The following is a 13966-nucleotide window of genomic DNA, read 5'->3' on the forward strand; positions in this document are numbered from 1 at the left end:
CATTATTTTGTTGATTTAGTCCGAATGACCGATCCCTTGGCCGAAGTCGTGTCGCTGCTGCAGCCAGGCGCGCCGTTCTCCAAGCTGGTGATTGCCTCGGCGCCGTGGTCGGTTCGCCGCACCGAGACAGGTCGCCCCTTCTACTTCGTCGTGCTGCAGGGCAGTTGCTACCTGCGCATCGACAGCGCGACACGCAGCGACACCATCACCTTGAACGAAGGCGACTTCACACTGATCCCGTCGACACGTTCCTTCGCGACCTCCAGCGTGGACCGGCAACCGCCGGGCGATGGTGACACGGTCGATACGCCGATCGCCGCCATGCCCGGGGGCGCGCGCGTTGGCGACCCGAACGGACCCGTCGACACCCAACTGTTGGTCGGCAACTGCGTTTTCGGATCGCCGGACGCAGCGCTGCTGGTGACGCTGCTGCCGCAATGGGTGCATGTCCGGGGCGAGCAGCGCCTGTCGACCTTGGTGCAGTTGGTCGGCGAGGAATCGCGCAGTGACCGACCCGCGCGCGAGATCGTGATGGCGCGCTTGCTGGAAGTGCTGTTGATCGAAGCCCTGCGGTCGACGGCAAATCAGTCGAGTTCTTCCGGTCTCGTGCGCGGGTTGTCCGATCCCAGGCTGGCTCTGGCGCTGCGGCTGATGCACCAGCGGCCGGCGGATCCCTGGACGGTGGCCCAGCTGGCGCGTGAGGCCGCGATGTCGCGTTCGGTCTTCTTCGAGCGCTTCAGCGCAGCTGTCGGCATGGCGCCGATGGAATACCTGCTGACTTGGCGGATGGCGCTCGCGAAGCAACTGCTTCGGCAACACGACGTCGCAATCTCGGACATCGCCGAACGCGTCGGCTACAGCACGGTCAGCACGTTTGGGGTTGCATTTACAAGGTACGTCGGCATACCGCCTGGACGCTACTCCAAGGGCGAGATCGGTGCCCTGCCAGAGTAAGCTGTGCACAAAGTGCTGCGGCTTCGACAGGAGAAGCCGCGCCCGCTGGCGTATTCACTTCACGCTAGGATGCTCGCGCGACGTCTGCGCGCGACGGACGGAACGAGTCTGGCGCGGGCATTTGACTAGGGTCTGTTAACACTAATGGCCTAGGCGATTAAACTATCGGGCATGGAGATCACGCCAGCGCAATTTTCCCTGATCGAACATTGCCTGCCGGCGCAGCGCGGCAATGTCGGCATGACCAACCTGCAAGTGGTCAACGCTATCGTTTACGTTGCCGAGCATGGTTGCAAATGGCGCGGCCCGCCCAAGCGCTTTGGCAACCGGCATACGGTGTGCACACGCATGAACCGTTGGGCCAAGGCGGGTGTGCTGGACCGGATGTTGGCCCAATTGCAGAAGTCCCAGATCGTGCGCATCGAAATCGAAGCGGTCTGGCTGGACTCCACCAGCATCAAGATGCATCCCGATGGCACTGGTGCATTAAAAAAACGGCCCGCAGTCCATCGGCAAGTCGCGCGGTGGATGGAACGCCAAGATTCATATGGTTGCCGCAGATGCTCAAACAGCCATCACGTTCGGATTGACGCCCGGTAACGCGCATGAGGCACCGGCAGGCCGCACATTGCTTGAACACCTGGGGCCAGTGGAGCGGCCGATCCATGTACTGTTGGACCGTGCTTACGAAGGCAATGAAACCCGCCAGTTGGCGCTTGATCTTGGCTTCGTGCCGGTGGTCTGGCCGAAGTCCAATCGGGTCGATCCTTTGGAGTACAACCGGGAAATGTACAAGCGGCGCAACGAAGTGGAGGGGCTGTTGCGTCGCTTGAAAGGCGACCGCTGGATTTTTTCACGCTTGGAGAAGCTGGATGTCATGTTCCTCCGATTCCTCAGCTTCGTCCTGGTCGTTGATGGGCTTGGGATGTGTCAACAGGCCCTAGGGATAGTCTGATCAACGCGGTCGGAGGATGAGGCAAGCCATATCGACCACGCCCACGGCGCTCAGACCCTCGGTTTTTCGCCGTTTCCGGCGCATTTCCGGGGTATTTCCCGGATTACAGGCACACCCTCCCCACGACAGGCAGCAACTGCTTTCGCTTCAGCCACAGGTTCGACAGCGCAAACAGCGTCAGCACTTGCGCCGTGTTCTTCGCCAGGCCGCGATAGCGCACCTTGACGTAGCCAAACTGGCGCTTGATCACCCGGAACGGATGCTCCACCTTCGCCCTCAGGCTGGCCTTGGCGTGCTCCCAGCGCTGTGCCCACTTCAATTCGCGCTTGCTCTTGATCTGCTTCAGCTTCGAGGGCTTCTCCGCGATCAGATAGCGCAGCTTGCGCTTGCTCGCCATCTCCTCGCGCTTGGCCAGCCCGGTGTAGCCGCTGTCGCCGCATACCGTGTCTTCCTTGCCGTGCAGCAGCTTGTGCGCCTGGGTGATATCTGCGGCGTTGGCCGCCGTGCATTCCAAGTGGTGCACCAGCCCGGACTCATCGTCCACGCCGATGTGCGCTTTCATCCCGAAGTAGTACTGATTGCCCTTCTTGGTCTGGTGCATTTCCGGGTCGCGCTCGCCGTTCTTGTTCTTGGTCGAGCTGGGCGCGGCAATGATCGTGGCGTCCACGATGGTGCCGCCGCGCAGGCTCTGGCCCTTGCGCGATAGGTGCGCGTTGACCCGGTTGAACAGCGTGCGCGCCAGATCGTGCGTCTCCAGCAACCGGCGGAAGTTGAGGATCGTGGTCTCGTCCGGCACCTCATCCAACCCGCCGATCCTGGCGAAACGGCGCATCGACGCCGTGTCGTACAAGGCTTCTTCCGCGCCCGGGTCGCTCAGTGCGTACCACTGCTGCAGAAAGTGGATGCGCAGCATTGTCTCCAGCGGGTACGGCTGACGGCCCGGATGGCCCGACTTCGGATAGTGCGGCGCGATCAGCGCCAGCAGGTCTTTCCACGGCACCACCTGATCCATCTCGGCCAGCAACCTTTCGCGCCGCGTCTGCTTGCGCTTGCCGTTGTACTCCGCGTCGCCGAAAGACAATTGCATCGTCGTTGTCCTGTTGGGCTTTGTACGATTGTCGCAGGATCAGAGGGAGTTGTTCAGACCATCCCTAGGAAAAGTCTGACGGCCTCACTTGCAGGGAGCCATCGCCGTGATGCGGTACTTCTCTGTGAAGCTCTGTGGGTTGGCGTAGGAGGCGCGACCACCGTGCGGTAATGCCTGGTGAGCACGCCTCGCTGTGCACCGGCAAAAAAGCCCCTTCTCGCGAAGGGGCTTGGCGTCGTGTAGGTGTCGGGCGGGCGGTTACTGCAGCAGGCTCAACACGTTCTGTGGGACCGACTTGGCCTGCGCCAGCATCGCGGTACCGGCCTGCTGCAGGATCTGCGTGCGGGTCAGCTCGGCGGTTTCCTTGGCGTAGTCGGTGTCGCGGATGCGGCTGCGCGAGGCCGACAGGTTCTCCGAGGTGGAGCTCAGGTTGGCGATGGTCGAGGTGAAGCGGTTCTGCACCGCACCCATGTCGGCGCGCGAGGAGTTGACCGCGGTCAGCGCCTTGTCGACGATTTCCAGCGCCTTCTGCGCCCCCTGGAAGGTGGAGATGTCCAGGTCGCTCAAGGTGTTGCTGGTGCCGGCGACGGCGGTGGCCGAGGCGCTGATGCCGGCGTTGCTGAAGGTGATGCCGGTGGCGCCGGTGGCCGAGCCCGCGGTGAACGAGAAGTCCTTGCCGGCCTTCAGCGATTCCAGCTTCAACGCGCCGGTGGTGCTGTCGACCGAGGCGTAGACGCCGGTCTGGTCCAGCTTGTCGTTGATCGCGGCGGCGATCTTCTTGGAGACGTCGGTACCGGCGTCGCCGACCGCCACTGCGACCGAGGCGATGTTGACGCCGTTGACCGACATGCCCGAGAAGCTGCCGCTGGCGGTCGCGGTGCCGGAGGCCAGGGCCGCCGAGCCGGTCTGGGTGGCGGCGAAGCCGGCCTTGCCCAGCGAATTGACCCTGGAGTCGACGATGGTGTTGATGCCGATGGTCTGGCCGGCATCGGCGCCGACCTGGAACAGCGCGCCGGAGAACGAACCGTCCAGCAGCTTGGTGCCGTTGAAGCTGGTCTGGTTGGCGACGCGGTCGATTTCGGCGGTCAGCTGCTTGACTTCCGAGTTCAGCGCCTGGCGGTCGGTGGACGAGTTGGTGGCGTTGGACGACTGCACCGACAGTTCGCGGATGCGCTGCAGGTTGTTGCCCATTTCGACCATCGCGCCTTCGGCGGTCTGCGCCAGCGAGATGCCGTCGTTGGCGTTGCGCGAGGCGACGTCCAGGCCGCGGATCTGGGTGGTGAAACGCTCGGAGATCGCCAGACCGGCGGCGTCGTCCTTCGCGCTGTTGATGCGCAGGCCCGAGGACAGACGCTGGATCGTCGTCGCCAGGCTGGAGCTGGTGGTGTTGAGGTTGCGCTGAGCGTTCAGCGACATAACGTTGGTGTTGATGACCTGTGCCATTTTGATATCTCCTCTAAGCGATTTATCCGGCAACCCATCGGTGCCTGGAGCCTCCGCAGGGGGGCCATCAATTGGCCGTTGCCGCTGCTGAGATAAATAACGGCGTGATGTCGACAACCTTTAGTGATTCGCTGCGGAAAAACATCGCGATGCGGCGAACCGCAAGCCTGTGGCAGTCGCGGCGAAGAGTTTGTTTCGGCCGCGGTTTGCCGAACTTTAGGGCTGTGGCGCAGGCGCGGCCTGCGACCGGCGGCGGCGACGAACTCGGTACAACGGGGGAAGGCCCGGAGGCGTCGCCGCGCTCCGGGCCTTTGTTTGCGGGGCCGGCTCGGGATTCAGCCGAGTTTGTTGAACAGGGACATCGACTGCATCTGGGTGAAGATGGTCTGCGCCGCCTTGAGCGCGGCCTGTTCCAGCTGGTACTGGCCGATCGCATCGGCGTAATCCAGGTCGCGCAGCGAAGACAGGGTCGTCTTCAGCGTCACCTCGTTGGAGGCGCGCAGCTCGGCGGCATTGTCGATCGCGGCCAACTGCGCGCCGCCGGCGGCGCGTGCGTCGATCATCTTCGCCGAGGCCTGGCCGATGTCGCGCATCGACGACTGCAGGGTGTTCTGCAGCGCGGCCTTGTCGGCGGCGGTGACCGGATCGGAGCTCAGCGCGTTGACCAGATTGGTGATGGTGGAGAACACGTCCTTGTTGGTCGAGGCGCCGATCTGGAAGCTGTCGCCGACCGCCGGTGCACCGTCCACGCGCATCTTCAGGCCAGCGAAGCTGATGTCCTCGCCGGCCTTGTAGGTGCCGGTCTTGACCACGGCGCCGCTGCCGTCGCGCACCTCATAGGCGTCGGCGGCGGTGAACGCAACGCTGTAGCTGCCGCCGTTCCAGCTGCCGGAGCCGGCGTCGCGGCTGAAATTCAGCAGCAGGCCGGTGCCGGTATTGCCGCTGGCCGCGTGCGCGTCGACGGTGCCGTCGCCGGTGCGGATGCGCATGAAGATCTCGCTGCCGGGCAGGGCGTCGGCGACCTGCGTGTCCGGCGCCACTTCCACGCTGCGCTGGGTCTGGTCGCCACTGTAGACCACCTTGCCGTCGACCACCGCAAACGGCGCGCTGGCATCGGCGGTGCCGCCGAACAGGTAGCGGCCGCTGCCGTCGGTGCTGTTGGACAGGCTCAGCAGGCTGGCGTGCAGCGACTTCAGCTCCGAGGCGATCGCCTTGCGGTCGTCGTTGGTCAAGGCCGAACTGTTCGCCTGCACCGTCAGGTCGTTGACCCGGGCCATCAGGTCGCCGGTCTGGGACAGCGCGTTCTCCTGCAGGCCCAGGCGGTTCTGTATGTTGTTGGCGTTGTCGCCGAAACGCGCCAGTTCGGCCACCGCGCGGTCCAGGTTGACCGCGGTGCCGGAGGCGACCGGATCGTCGGCGGCGGTGACCAGGCGCTTGCCGCTGGCGAGCTGCTGTTCCAAGTGCGAGATCTTGGCCTGCTTGCCCAGCATGTTGTTGACCGACTGGCTGTACATCATGCCAGTGGAAATGCGGTTGCTGCTCATCGGATCGCACTCAGGATGGACTGGAACATGGTGTCGGCGGTGGAGATCAGGTGCGATGCGGCCTGGTAGGCCTGCTGCAGGCGCAACATGTCCGACGCTTCCTCGTCCAGGTTGACGCCGGAGATCGAGTCGCGCGCGTCCTGCGCGTTGGTGTGGATCACATCCTGGGCGTCGGCTGCGTACGCGGCCTGCCGCGCCGCCGAGCCGATCGTGGTGGTCAGGCCGGACACCGCGCCGTTGAGGGTGATGGTGCCGCCGTTGAACGCTTTGGCGTCGTCCAGATTGGACAGGATCAGCGCATTGCCGTTGTTGCTGGAGCCGGCACCGGTGGGGCCGACCGCGAAGCTGTCGCCGGCGACCGGCGCGCCATCCAGGGTCAGGCTCCAGCCGTTGGCGCTGATGGTCTGTCCGGCGGTATAGGGAAATGGTCCTGCACCGTTGACGGTGTACTGGTTGGCGCCGGTGAAGGCGATGGCGGCCGGCGTGCGCAGGTTGGCGTTGTTGGCATCGACGACGCGCAGGTCGCTGAGCTTGCCGGTGCCCTTGTTGCCCAGGGTGGTGCTTGCGCTGACCGGCGAGGCCGCGGCGATGCGCGACGGGTCGGTGATCGCCACCGCCATGCCGGTGACGGCGTTGGCGGTGGGTTGCAGCAGGAACGTGTCGCCGGCTGCCGCACTGCCGGACATCTGCAGCGCCACTCCGTCGACCATGAACGGGTCGGCGGCGGTGCCGGTGCCGGTCATGGGCACGTTGGCGCCGGTGTCGGCGTGGCGGGCGGTCCAATTGGTGCCGTCGAACTTCAGCAGCAGATTCTGCCCGTTGAGCTTGCTCAGGTCGCCGACGCTGGCGGCGATCTTGGCGTTGCCGGTGTTGGCGCTGCTGGCGTTGACGCTGGGTGCGCCCAGCGAGAAGAAATCGCCGCCCATGTTGCCGTACAAATCCACGCCGGCCTTGTGCTGCTGGTTGTAGGTGACCGCCAGGCCGGTGGCGATGCGGCCCAGTTCGGCCTTGGTCGGGTCCAGCACGTTGCTGCGGAACTCGAGCAGGCCGCCGATCTGCCCGCCCAGCGCGTTGCCGCCCAGGGCGATCGTGGTGCCCTGCGCCTGCAGTGCGACCTGCAGACGCCCCGGCTGGTAGGGGTCGGTGACCGTGGTCAGGGTGGAGGCGGTGGTGCCGACCACCAGCGCCTGACCACCGGCGGTATAGACGTTGATCGCGCCACCGTCCTGCTGGACCGCGGTGCCGCCGGTGTAGCCGATCAACTGGCCGATCAACTGATCGCGGCGGTCGAGCAGGTCCGGCGCAGCGCTGGCGGCGTTGTTGCCGATCTGGCCATTGACCCGGGCCACCTCGGCGGCCAGGCGATTGGCCTCGGTGGTGCCGGACAGCAGGCCGTTGTTGACCTCGCTGGCGAGCGCGTCCATCTGCCCGTTGAGCTGCTTGAACCGGGTCACCAGCGAGCCGGCGCCGTCCAGCAGGTTCTGCCGGGAGGCGGTGGCCGAGGCGTTGGAGGACAGTCCGGTGGTGGCGTCGAAGAATTTGGACCACTGCCCGGCGATGTTGGTCGCGGTATCGGAAAAAAGCGTGTCGACGCGGCCGGACAGGTTCGACAGCTGCTTCAGTCGCGCCAGCTCGCCGCCGCTGTCCAGCAGCCGCGACGTCGCCAGTTGGTCGGCGACACGGGCGATGTCGGTGATCTTGGTGCCGTTGCCGATGTAGTTCGAGCCGTACTGGGTCGGCGTGGTGGTGGCGAAGGAGGCCCGCTGCCGGCTGTAGCCGTCGGTGTTGATGTTGGCGACGTTGTGGCTGACCGTCGCCAGGGCGCGCTGGAAGGCGATCAGGGCGTTGGTGCCGGTGGAAAGGACGGACATGGGCGGCGACCTCAGCGGCGGACGGTGCTGGACGGATCGGAGTTGCTGGCGAACACGCGCTCGATGCCGCTGGCCGCGGCGCTGCCGATCGCGGCGACGGCGCGGCCGATGGTCGGGCCGCCGGCGATGGCGGCGATCTTGGCCGCATAGGAAGGATCGGTGGCGTAGCCCGCGCGCTGCAGGCCCTGGGCGAAGCCGCGGATGTCGGTGCCGGCGTTCAGCGCCTGCTGGTAGCGCGGATTGGTCTTCAACAGGCGCACGTAGTCGGCGAAGCTCTCGGCCGGCGAGGCGTAGGCGCGGAAGTCGGCGGTCTGCGACTGCTTGACCCCGTCGACGTACTCGTGGGTGCCGGTGGTGACGCGTTCGCCGCTCCAGCCGGTGGCCTTGATCCCGAACAGGTTGTTGGCACTGGCGCCGTCGCCGCGGGAAATGCCGCGGCGTCCCCAGCCGGTCTCCAGCGCGGCCTGTGCGACCAGCGCCCGCGCATCCACGCCCAGCTCCTTGGCGGCCTTCTGCGCGTGGTTCCAGATCTGCGCGACGAAACCTTCCGGAGTGCGTTCGCCGAGGCTGGCCGCGGCGGCATTGGCGGCCGTGGTGGCGCTGGCGTCGATGTCGGCGCCGTCGTCGGCCGCGGCGACCGCCAGGTCCGACCAGCGGTCGTCGGCGCCGGTCCACGCCGGCGTGGCACTGCCGTCGGCGGGGCTGGTGCCCAGCGCGTCGTGCATCGCGCTGGTCTCGCGGCCGGCGATCAGGTCGAGCACGCGCGCGACCTGGCGTTGCGGAGCGTCCGTCGCGTCCATGCCGCTCCAGGCACCGGCGGCGGTGCTGGCCGCTGCGCCGGCATCGGCCAGCGCGGATGCGCCGGCGGCCGCGGAGTTGGCGCCGGCGCGCTGGCCGGACACCAGCGAATACGCCTTGGCTGCCTGCGCGGCGCCGATCGAGGTGTTGGGCAGCTGGGCGGCGGCGCTGCCGCCGCCCAGCTGCCTGGCGATCATCGCCGCCAGGCCCAGCCCCTTGCCCTCGGTCAGCGCCTTGGCCATCTGCTGGTCGTACATGTCGCGGAAGGTCTGGTTCTCGCCCGGGAACAGGGAATCGCCGAAGCTGGCGTCGCGCATGCTCTTGACGAGCAGGTTCGCGAACTGTCCTTCCAACTGGCGCGACACCTTGTCGATCCGGGCAGGATCGTTCTGGGTGGTCGCGTTCAGTTCGATGGGAGAGGCCGAGATACGCATGTCAGATCACCTCCAGCTCCGCGCTCAGCGCGCCGGCCTGCTTCAGTGCTTCCAGGATCGCGATCAGGTCGCCCGGCGCGGCGCCGACTTCGTTGACCGCGCGCACGATCTGGTCCAGCGAGGTGCCGCCCTCGAACTTGAACATGCGGCTGCCTTCGTTGGTGGCGGTGATGGTCGATTTCGGCGCGGCCACGGTCTGGCCGTTGCTCAGCGCGTTGGGCTGGCTGACCTGGGTGCCTTCGCTGATGGTGACGGTCAGCGAGCCGTGCGAGATCGCCGCCGGGCTGACCCGCACCTGCGCGCCGATCACCACGGTGCCGGTGCGGGCGTTGACCACCACCTTGGCCGGCGCCGCGCCCGGCGACAGTTCCACGTTCTCGATGCGTGCCAGCAGGCCGATGCGCGCGCTCGGGTCGGTCGGCGAACGCACCGCGACGGTGCCGCCGTCGATGGCGTGCGCGCTGCCGGGGCCGAAAGTGTTCTCCAGCGCCGCGACCATCCGCGACACCGTGGTGAAATCGTTCTGGTGCAGGTTCAGGGTGATCTCGCCGCTGCTGCCGAACACGTCCGGCAGCGCGCGTTCCACCGTGGCGCCGTTGGGGATGCGGCCGACGCTGGGCACGTTCACCGAGATCCGCGAGCCGTCCTTGCCCTGCGCGCCGAAGCCGCCGACGATCAGGCTGCCCTGGGCGATCGCGTAGACCTGGCCGTCGGCGCCCTTCAGCGGCGCCATCAGCAGCGAGCCGCCGCGCAGCGACACGGCGTTGCCGATCGAGGACACGGTGATGTCGATCGGCTGGCCGGGCTTGGCGAACGGCGGCAGTTCGGCATGGATCGCCACCGCGGCCACGTTCTTCAGCTGCGGATTGACGTTCGACGGCACGTTGACGCCCAGCTCGCCGAGCATGTTCTTCAGGCTCTGCACGGTGAAGGGTGCCTGGCTGGTGCGGTCGCCGCTGCCGTCCAGGCCCACCACCAGGCCGTAGCCGACCAGCGCGTTGCCGCGCACGCCGCCGACCTGGGCCAGGTCCTTGATGCGTTCGGCGGCGGCCGGGGCGGCCAGGCCGGCGCACAGCGCGAACGCGGCGAGCAGGCGGCAGGACAGGGACAGAAGGTTCATGGCAAACCTCAGTACGGCGCGATGCGCGAGTTGAAGAAGCGGCTCAGCCAACCCATCGCGTTGGATTGGGCGACGGCGCCGCGGCCGCCGTAGGCGATGCGCGCGTCGGCGACCTTGCTGGACGGAATGGTGTTGTCCGGCGCGATGTCGGCGGCGCGGACGATGCCTTGTACCTGCACCAGCTCGTCGCCCTGGTTCAGGCGCAGGTTCTTCTGCCCCTGGATCACCAGGTTGCCGTTGGGCAGGCGCTGCATCACGGTGACGGTGACGCTGCCCTGCATGGTGTTGCTCTGCGCGGTGTTGCCCTTGCCGGCGAAGCTGCGGTCGCCGCTGGTGGAATTTTTGAGCACGTTGACGCCGTTGACCGTCAGCGGCGCGCCGAGCAGGGTCGGCGTGGCCATCGTCACCGCGTCCTTCTTGGTGATGCTGGTATTGGCGGTGGAACTGGCGTTGGTGCTTTCGACCAGGGTGATGGTCAGCAGGTCGCCGACGTCGCGGGCGCGCCGGTCCGCATACAGCGACAGGCCCGGGCCGGCGGCGTAGATCGCGCCTGCGCTGGGCTGCACCGGCTGTGCCACCACCGGCACGATCGGCGCCATCGGCGCATACGGGCGCACGTCGCCGGCGGCGACGCCGAGGCCGGCGCAGCCGCCGAGCAGCGCGGGCAGGACCAGCGCTGCGATGAGGGAAAGAGAGGATGGACGCGACATGGCGGTTTCCAGAAGGGTCAGGATCAGACGTTGTTGTTCAGATAGCCGAGCATCGAATCGGTGGTGGAGATCGCCTTGGCGTTCATCTCGTAGGCGCGCTGGGTCTCGATCATGCTGACCAGCTCTTCGACCACGTTGACGTTGCTGCCTTCCAGCGAGGCCTGCACGGTGGTGCCGAGGCCGTTGAGGCCGGGCGTGCCGGCCTGCGCCGGGCCGGAGGCGGCGGTTTCGGCGTACAGGTTTCCGCCCTTGGCCTGCAGGCCCGAGGGATTGATGAAATCGCTCAGCGTCAACGACCCGATCTGCAGCGCCGCGGCGGTGCCGGCGACCTGCACGCTGACCGTGCCGTCGGTGCCGATGGTCAGCGACTGCGCGCCTTCCGGGACCTGGATGCCGGGCTGCACCGCATAGCCGCTGTTGGTGACCAGCTCGCCCTGCGCATTGATCTGGAAGCTGCCGTCGCGGGTGTAGGCCGAAGTGCCGTCGGGCATCTGCACTTCGAAGAAGCCGCGGCCGTTGACCATCACGTCCAGCGCGCGCCCGGTCTGCTGCGGGTTGCCCTGCTCGAAATCCTTGGAGGTGGCGACCACGCGCACGCCGGTGCCGAGCTGCAGGCCCGACGGCAGTTGGGTCTGCGCCGAGGTCGCGCCGCCAGGCTGGCGAACCTGCTGGTACAGCAGGTCCTCGAAGCTGGCGCGATCGCGCTTGAAGCCGGTGGTATTGGTGTTGGCCAGGTTGTTGGACACGACCGACATGCGCGTCTGCTGCGCATCCAGTCCGGTCTTGGCGACCCACAAAGCCTGATTCATGACCCGATTCCTCTGATGGTGGCCCCGAGATCCGCGAGGGGCAGGGGGACTGATGCATGTGCCGTGCCACAAATGCGCCGGCTTTTCGTCGGCAACGGCGCGGCGCCCGTGGCGGGCTTAGCCGTTCAGGCGCAGCATGGTGTTGGCCGACTGCGCGTTCTCGTCGCCGTGCTTGATCACCTTCACCTGCATTTCGAACTGGCGCTGCAGCTGGATCATCTGCACCAGCGCGCCGGCCGCATCGACGTTGCTGCCTTCCAGCGCGCCGGTGTGGACCGCGGTGCCGGTGGCCAGGGCGAAGGCCTGGGTGGGATCGTCGCTGATGTTGCGCATCAGCCCGTCGGGGCGGCGTTCCAGGCGTTCGGCCGGCGCCTGCACCACCTTCATCTTGCCGACCACGGTCATCGCCTGCGGGCCTTCGCCCAGCGGCACGATCGACACCGAGCCGTCTTCGCCGATCTCCAGCGCCTGGTGCGGCGGGATCGCCATCGGATTGCCCTGGTCGTCGAGCACCGCGCGGCCGCTGGAGGTGACCAGCTGGCCGTTCGGCGTCAGCGCCAGTTCGCCACCGCGCGTGTACGCCTCCTTGCCGTCGCTGGCCTGCACCGCCAGCCAGTTGTCGGCGCTGAACGACACGTCCAGCGCATTGCCGGTCACCTGCTGGGTGCCGACGTCGCGATTGAAGCCCTGGTCGATGTGCAGCGCGTCGATCCGCGACGGATAACCGGCGCCCTTGATGCGGAACGCCTCGGTATTGGCCAGCGCCGCCTTGAAGCCGGCGGTGTCGACATTGGCCAGATTGTGCGACACCGTGCCCTGCGCCTGCAGCGAAGCGCGGGCGCCGGTCATGGCGACGTAGAGTGCTTTGTCCATGGGGAGCTCCTGGGAGCCGGGACGCGGGACGCGGGACGCGGGACTCGGAAAAGCAAGGGCGGCAGCGGAATAACGCCAGCTTACCGATCTCCACGCTTTTCCGAGTCCCTAGTCCCTGGTCCCGCGTCCCGGCATCACCATCAACGGATGTTGATGATGGTCTGCGTGACCTGGTCCTGGGTCGAGATCATCTGCGAGTTGGCCTGGAAGTTGCGCTGGGCGACGATCATGTTGACCAGTTGTTCGGTGAGATCGACGGTGGAGGATTCCAGCGCGCCGGACTGGATGCCGCCGAAGTCCGAGGTCGCCGGCGCGCCGATGCGCGCGTTGCCCGAGGCGGAGCTTTCCGCCCACACGTTGTCGCCGAGCGAACTCAGCCCCTGCGGGTTGACGAAGTTGGTCATCGCGACCTGGCCCAGCGCCTTGTCGGCGTTGTTGGAGTAGCGCGCATAGACCACGCCGTTGGCGTCGATGCTGATCGAGGTGAGCTTGCCGCTGGCGTAGCCGTCCTGGCGCGCGTCGCGCAGCGCGAATGCCTCGCCGTACTGGGTCGAGCCGGTCACGTCCAGGGTCAGGTTGAGCGTGCCGGCGCCGGTGACGGGAGTGAACGCGCCCAGTGCGATCTTGCCGTTGGCGGGGGCGATGAGCGCACCGCTGTCGGAGAACTGCAGCGTACTTGGCGCGCCGACCGCGGCGCCGTCGACGTAGTTGTAGACCTGCCATTGGTTGGCGCTGCCGGTCTTGACGAAGTACGAGGTCTGGGTATGGCTGACGCCCAACGAATCGAAGACGGTGACGCCGCCGGTGGAGTGGTTGTAGCTCTTGGCGTCGGCAGGATTGAACGGGGCCACGGTCGGAGCCTTGGCGTTGCCGGGCAGGGTGAACATCAGGTTCTCGGTATTGGTCTGTTTCGGCGCGCTGTCGGTGGTCAGCAACTGCAGGTCGCTCAGCGTGCCGACCGCGAAGCCGTTGCCGTTGGCGGCCGGCGGGAACACCTGCAGCCGGGCGCCCTGCGGATTGACCACGTAGCCGTTGGCGTCGGTCTGGAAGTTGCCCGCGCGCGAATAGACCTTGGCGCCGTTGTTGGTCAGGGTGAAGAAGCCCTCGCCCTGGATCGCCAGATCCAGGCTGCGCCCGGTCGGATCGACGTTGCCCTGCGAGAACTGCTGGGCGACGTTGCTGACCCGCACGCCGGCACCGATCGCGTTGCGCGCCAGGCCGTAGCCGGTGGTCGAGAACAGGTCGGCGAATTCCGCGCGGGATTCCTTGAAGCCGGTGGTGTTGACGTTGGCGATGTTGTTGGCGGTGACGTTGAGGTCGGAGTTGGCCGCTTTGAGACCGGACAGCGAAGTATTGAAACCCATGATG

12 protein-coding genes are annotated in these 13966 nt (G+C 66.8%); 2 read left to right on the plus strand and 10 right to left on the minus strand.

What is annotated here, in order from left to right; genetic code table 11:
• Positions 1-24 precede the first annotated feature (24 nt).
• The gene (locus G4Q83_RS04190; protein ID WP_128421799.1) at positions 25-954 is read left to right on the plus strand and encodes an AraC family transcriptional regulator; all 930 of its coding nucleotides are present in this window, start codon (positions 25-27) and stop codon (positions 952-954) included.
• 171 nt (positions 955-1125) lie between these two features.
• A protein-coding gene (locus G4Q83_RS04195) for an IS5 family transposase (protein ID WP_128421800.1) occupies positions 1126-1909 on the plus strand; the annotation gives its coding sequence in 2 pieces (ribosomal slippage) (positions 1126-1445 and positions 1444-1909; 786 coding nt in all).
• Between the two features lie 103 nt (positions 1910-2012).
• Here G4Q83_RS04195 and G4Q83_RS04200 read toward each other — a convergent pair.
• The 10 genes from G4Q83_RS04200 to flgE form a co-directional block, all read right to left on the minus strand.
• A complete protein-coding gene (locus G4Q83_RS04200; RefSeq protein ID WP_185817191.1) occupies positions 2013-2996 on the minus strand; it encodes an IS5 family transposase in 984 nt (327 codons plus the stop codon).
• A gap of 258 nt (positions 2997-3254) precedes the next feature.
• Complete coding sequence (locus G4Q83_RS04205) at positions 3255-4439, minus strand: flagellin (protein ID WP_128420587.1); 1185 nt, start codon at positions 4437-4439, stop codon at positions 3255-3257.
• Positions 4440-4774: 335 nt separating this feature from the next.
• A complete protein-coding gene (flgL, locus tag G4Q83_RS04210) occupies positions 4775-5983 on the minus strand; it encodes a flagellar hook-associated protein FlgL (RefSeq protein WP_128420586.1) in 1209 nt (402 codons plus the stop codon).
• Positions 5980-7854, minus strand: a complete 1875-nt coding sequence (gene flgK / locus G4Q83_RS04215) for a flagellar hook-associated protein FlgK (protein ID WP_128420585.1) — start codon at positions 7852-7854, stop codon at positions 5980-5982. The genes flgL and flgK overlap by 4 nt, the downstream gene beginning before the upstream one ends.
• Positions 7855-7865: 11 nt before the next feature.
• Complete coding sequence (locus G4Q83_RS04220) at positions 7866-9086, minus strand: glucosaminidase domain-containing protein (protein ID WP_128420584.1); 1221 nt, start codon at positions 9084-9086, stop codon at positions 7866-7868.
• 1 nt (position 9087) lies between these two features.
• Positions 9088-10206 carry a flagellar basal body P-ring protein FlgI gene (locus G4Q83_RS04225; protein ID WP_128420583.1) on the minus strand — a complete coding sequence of 373 codons (1119 nt, stop codon included), beginning with the start codon at positions 10204-10206 and terminating at the stop codon, positions 9088-9090.
• Between the two features lie 8 nt (positions 10207-10214).
• A complete protein-coding gene (gene flgH, locus G4Q83_RS04230) occupies positions 10215-10916 on the minus strand; it encodes a flagellar basal body L-ring protein FlgH (protein WP_128420582.1) in 702 nt (233 codons plus the stop codon).
• 23 nt (positions 10917-10939) lie between these two features.
• A complete protein-coding gene (gene flgG, locus G4Q83_RS04235) occupies positions 10940-11725 on the minus strand; it encodes a flagellar basal-body rod protein FlgG (RefSeq protein ID WP_128420581.1) in 786 nt (261 codons plus the stop codon).
• A gap of 117 nt (positions 11726-11842) precedes the next feature.
• Positions 11843-12598: a flagellar basal body rod protein FlgF gene (locus G4Q83_RS04240; protein ID WP_128420580.1), complete on the minus strand. Its 756-nt coding sequence runs from the start codon at positions 12596-12598 to the stop codon at positions 11843-11845.
• A 140-nt stretch (positions 12599-12738) separates the two neighbouring features.
• Positions 12739-13962, minus strand: a complete 1224-nt coding sequence (flgE, locus tag G4Q83_RS04245) for a flagellar hook protein FlgE (protein ID WP_128420579.1) — start codon at positions 13960-13962, stop codon at positions 12739-12741.
• Between the last annotated feature and the right edge of the window lie 4 nt (positions 13963-13966).

Origin of the sequence: Xanthomonas theicola (assembly GCF_014236795.1) — a bacterium.
Classification (GTDB): Bacteria; Pseudomonadota; Gammaproteobacteria; order Xanthomonadales; family Xanthomonadaceae; genus Xanthomonas_A; species Xanthomonas_A theicola.

Bases quoted from the DNA above. Each gene is read 5' to 3' on its own strand.
- G4Q83_RS04190 (WP_128421799.1), top strand. From the start codon at position 25: ATGACCGATCCCTTGGCCGAAGTCGTGTCGCTGCTGCAGCCAGGCGCG.
- G4Q83_RS04200 (WP_185817191.1), bottom strand. From the start codon at position 2,996: ATGCAATTGTCTTTCGGCGACGCGGAGTACAACGGCAAGCGCAAGCAG.
- G4Q83_RS04205 (WP_128420587.1), bottom strand. From the start codon at position 4,439: ATGGCACAGGTCATCAACACCAACGTTATGTCGCTGAACGCTCAGCGC.
- flgL (WP_128420586.1), bottom strand. From the start codon at position 5,983: ATGAGCAGCAACCGCATTTCCACTGGCATGATGTACAGCCAGTCGGTC.
- flgK (WP_128420585.1), bottom strand. From the start codon at position 7,854: ATGTCCGTCCTTTCCACCGGCACCAACGCCCTGATCGCCTTCCAGCGC.
- G4Q83_RS04220 (WP_128420584.1), bottom strand. From the start codon at position 9,086: ATGCGTATCTCGGCCTCTCCCATCGAACTGAACGCGACCACCCAGAAC.
- G4Q83_RS04225 (WP_128420583.1), bottom strand. From the start codon at position 10,206: ATGAACCTTCTGTCCCTGTCCTGCCGCCTGCTCGCCGCGTTCGCGCTG.
- flgH (WP_128420582.1), bottom strand. From the start codon at position 10,916: ATGTCGCGTCCATCCTCTCTTTCCCTCATCGCAGCGCTGGTCCTGCCC.
- flgG (WP_128420581.1), bottom strand. From the start codon at position 11,725: ATGAATCAGGCTTTGTGGGTCGCCAAGACCGGACTGGATGCGCAGCAG.
- G4Q83_RS04240 (WP_128420580.1), bottom strand. From the start codon at position 12,598: ATGGACAAAGCACTCTACGTCGCCATGACCGGCGCCCGCGCTTCGCTG.
- flgE (WP_128420579.1), bottom strand. From the start codon at position 13,962: ATGGGTTTCAATACTTCGCTGTCCGGTCTCAAAGCGGCCAACTCCGAC.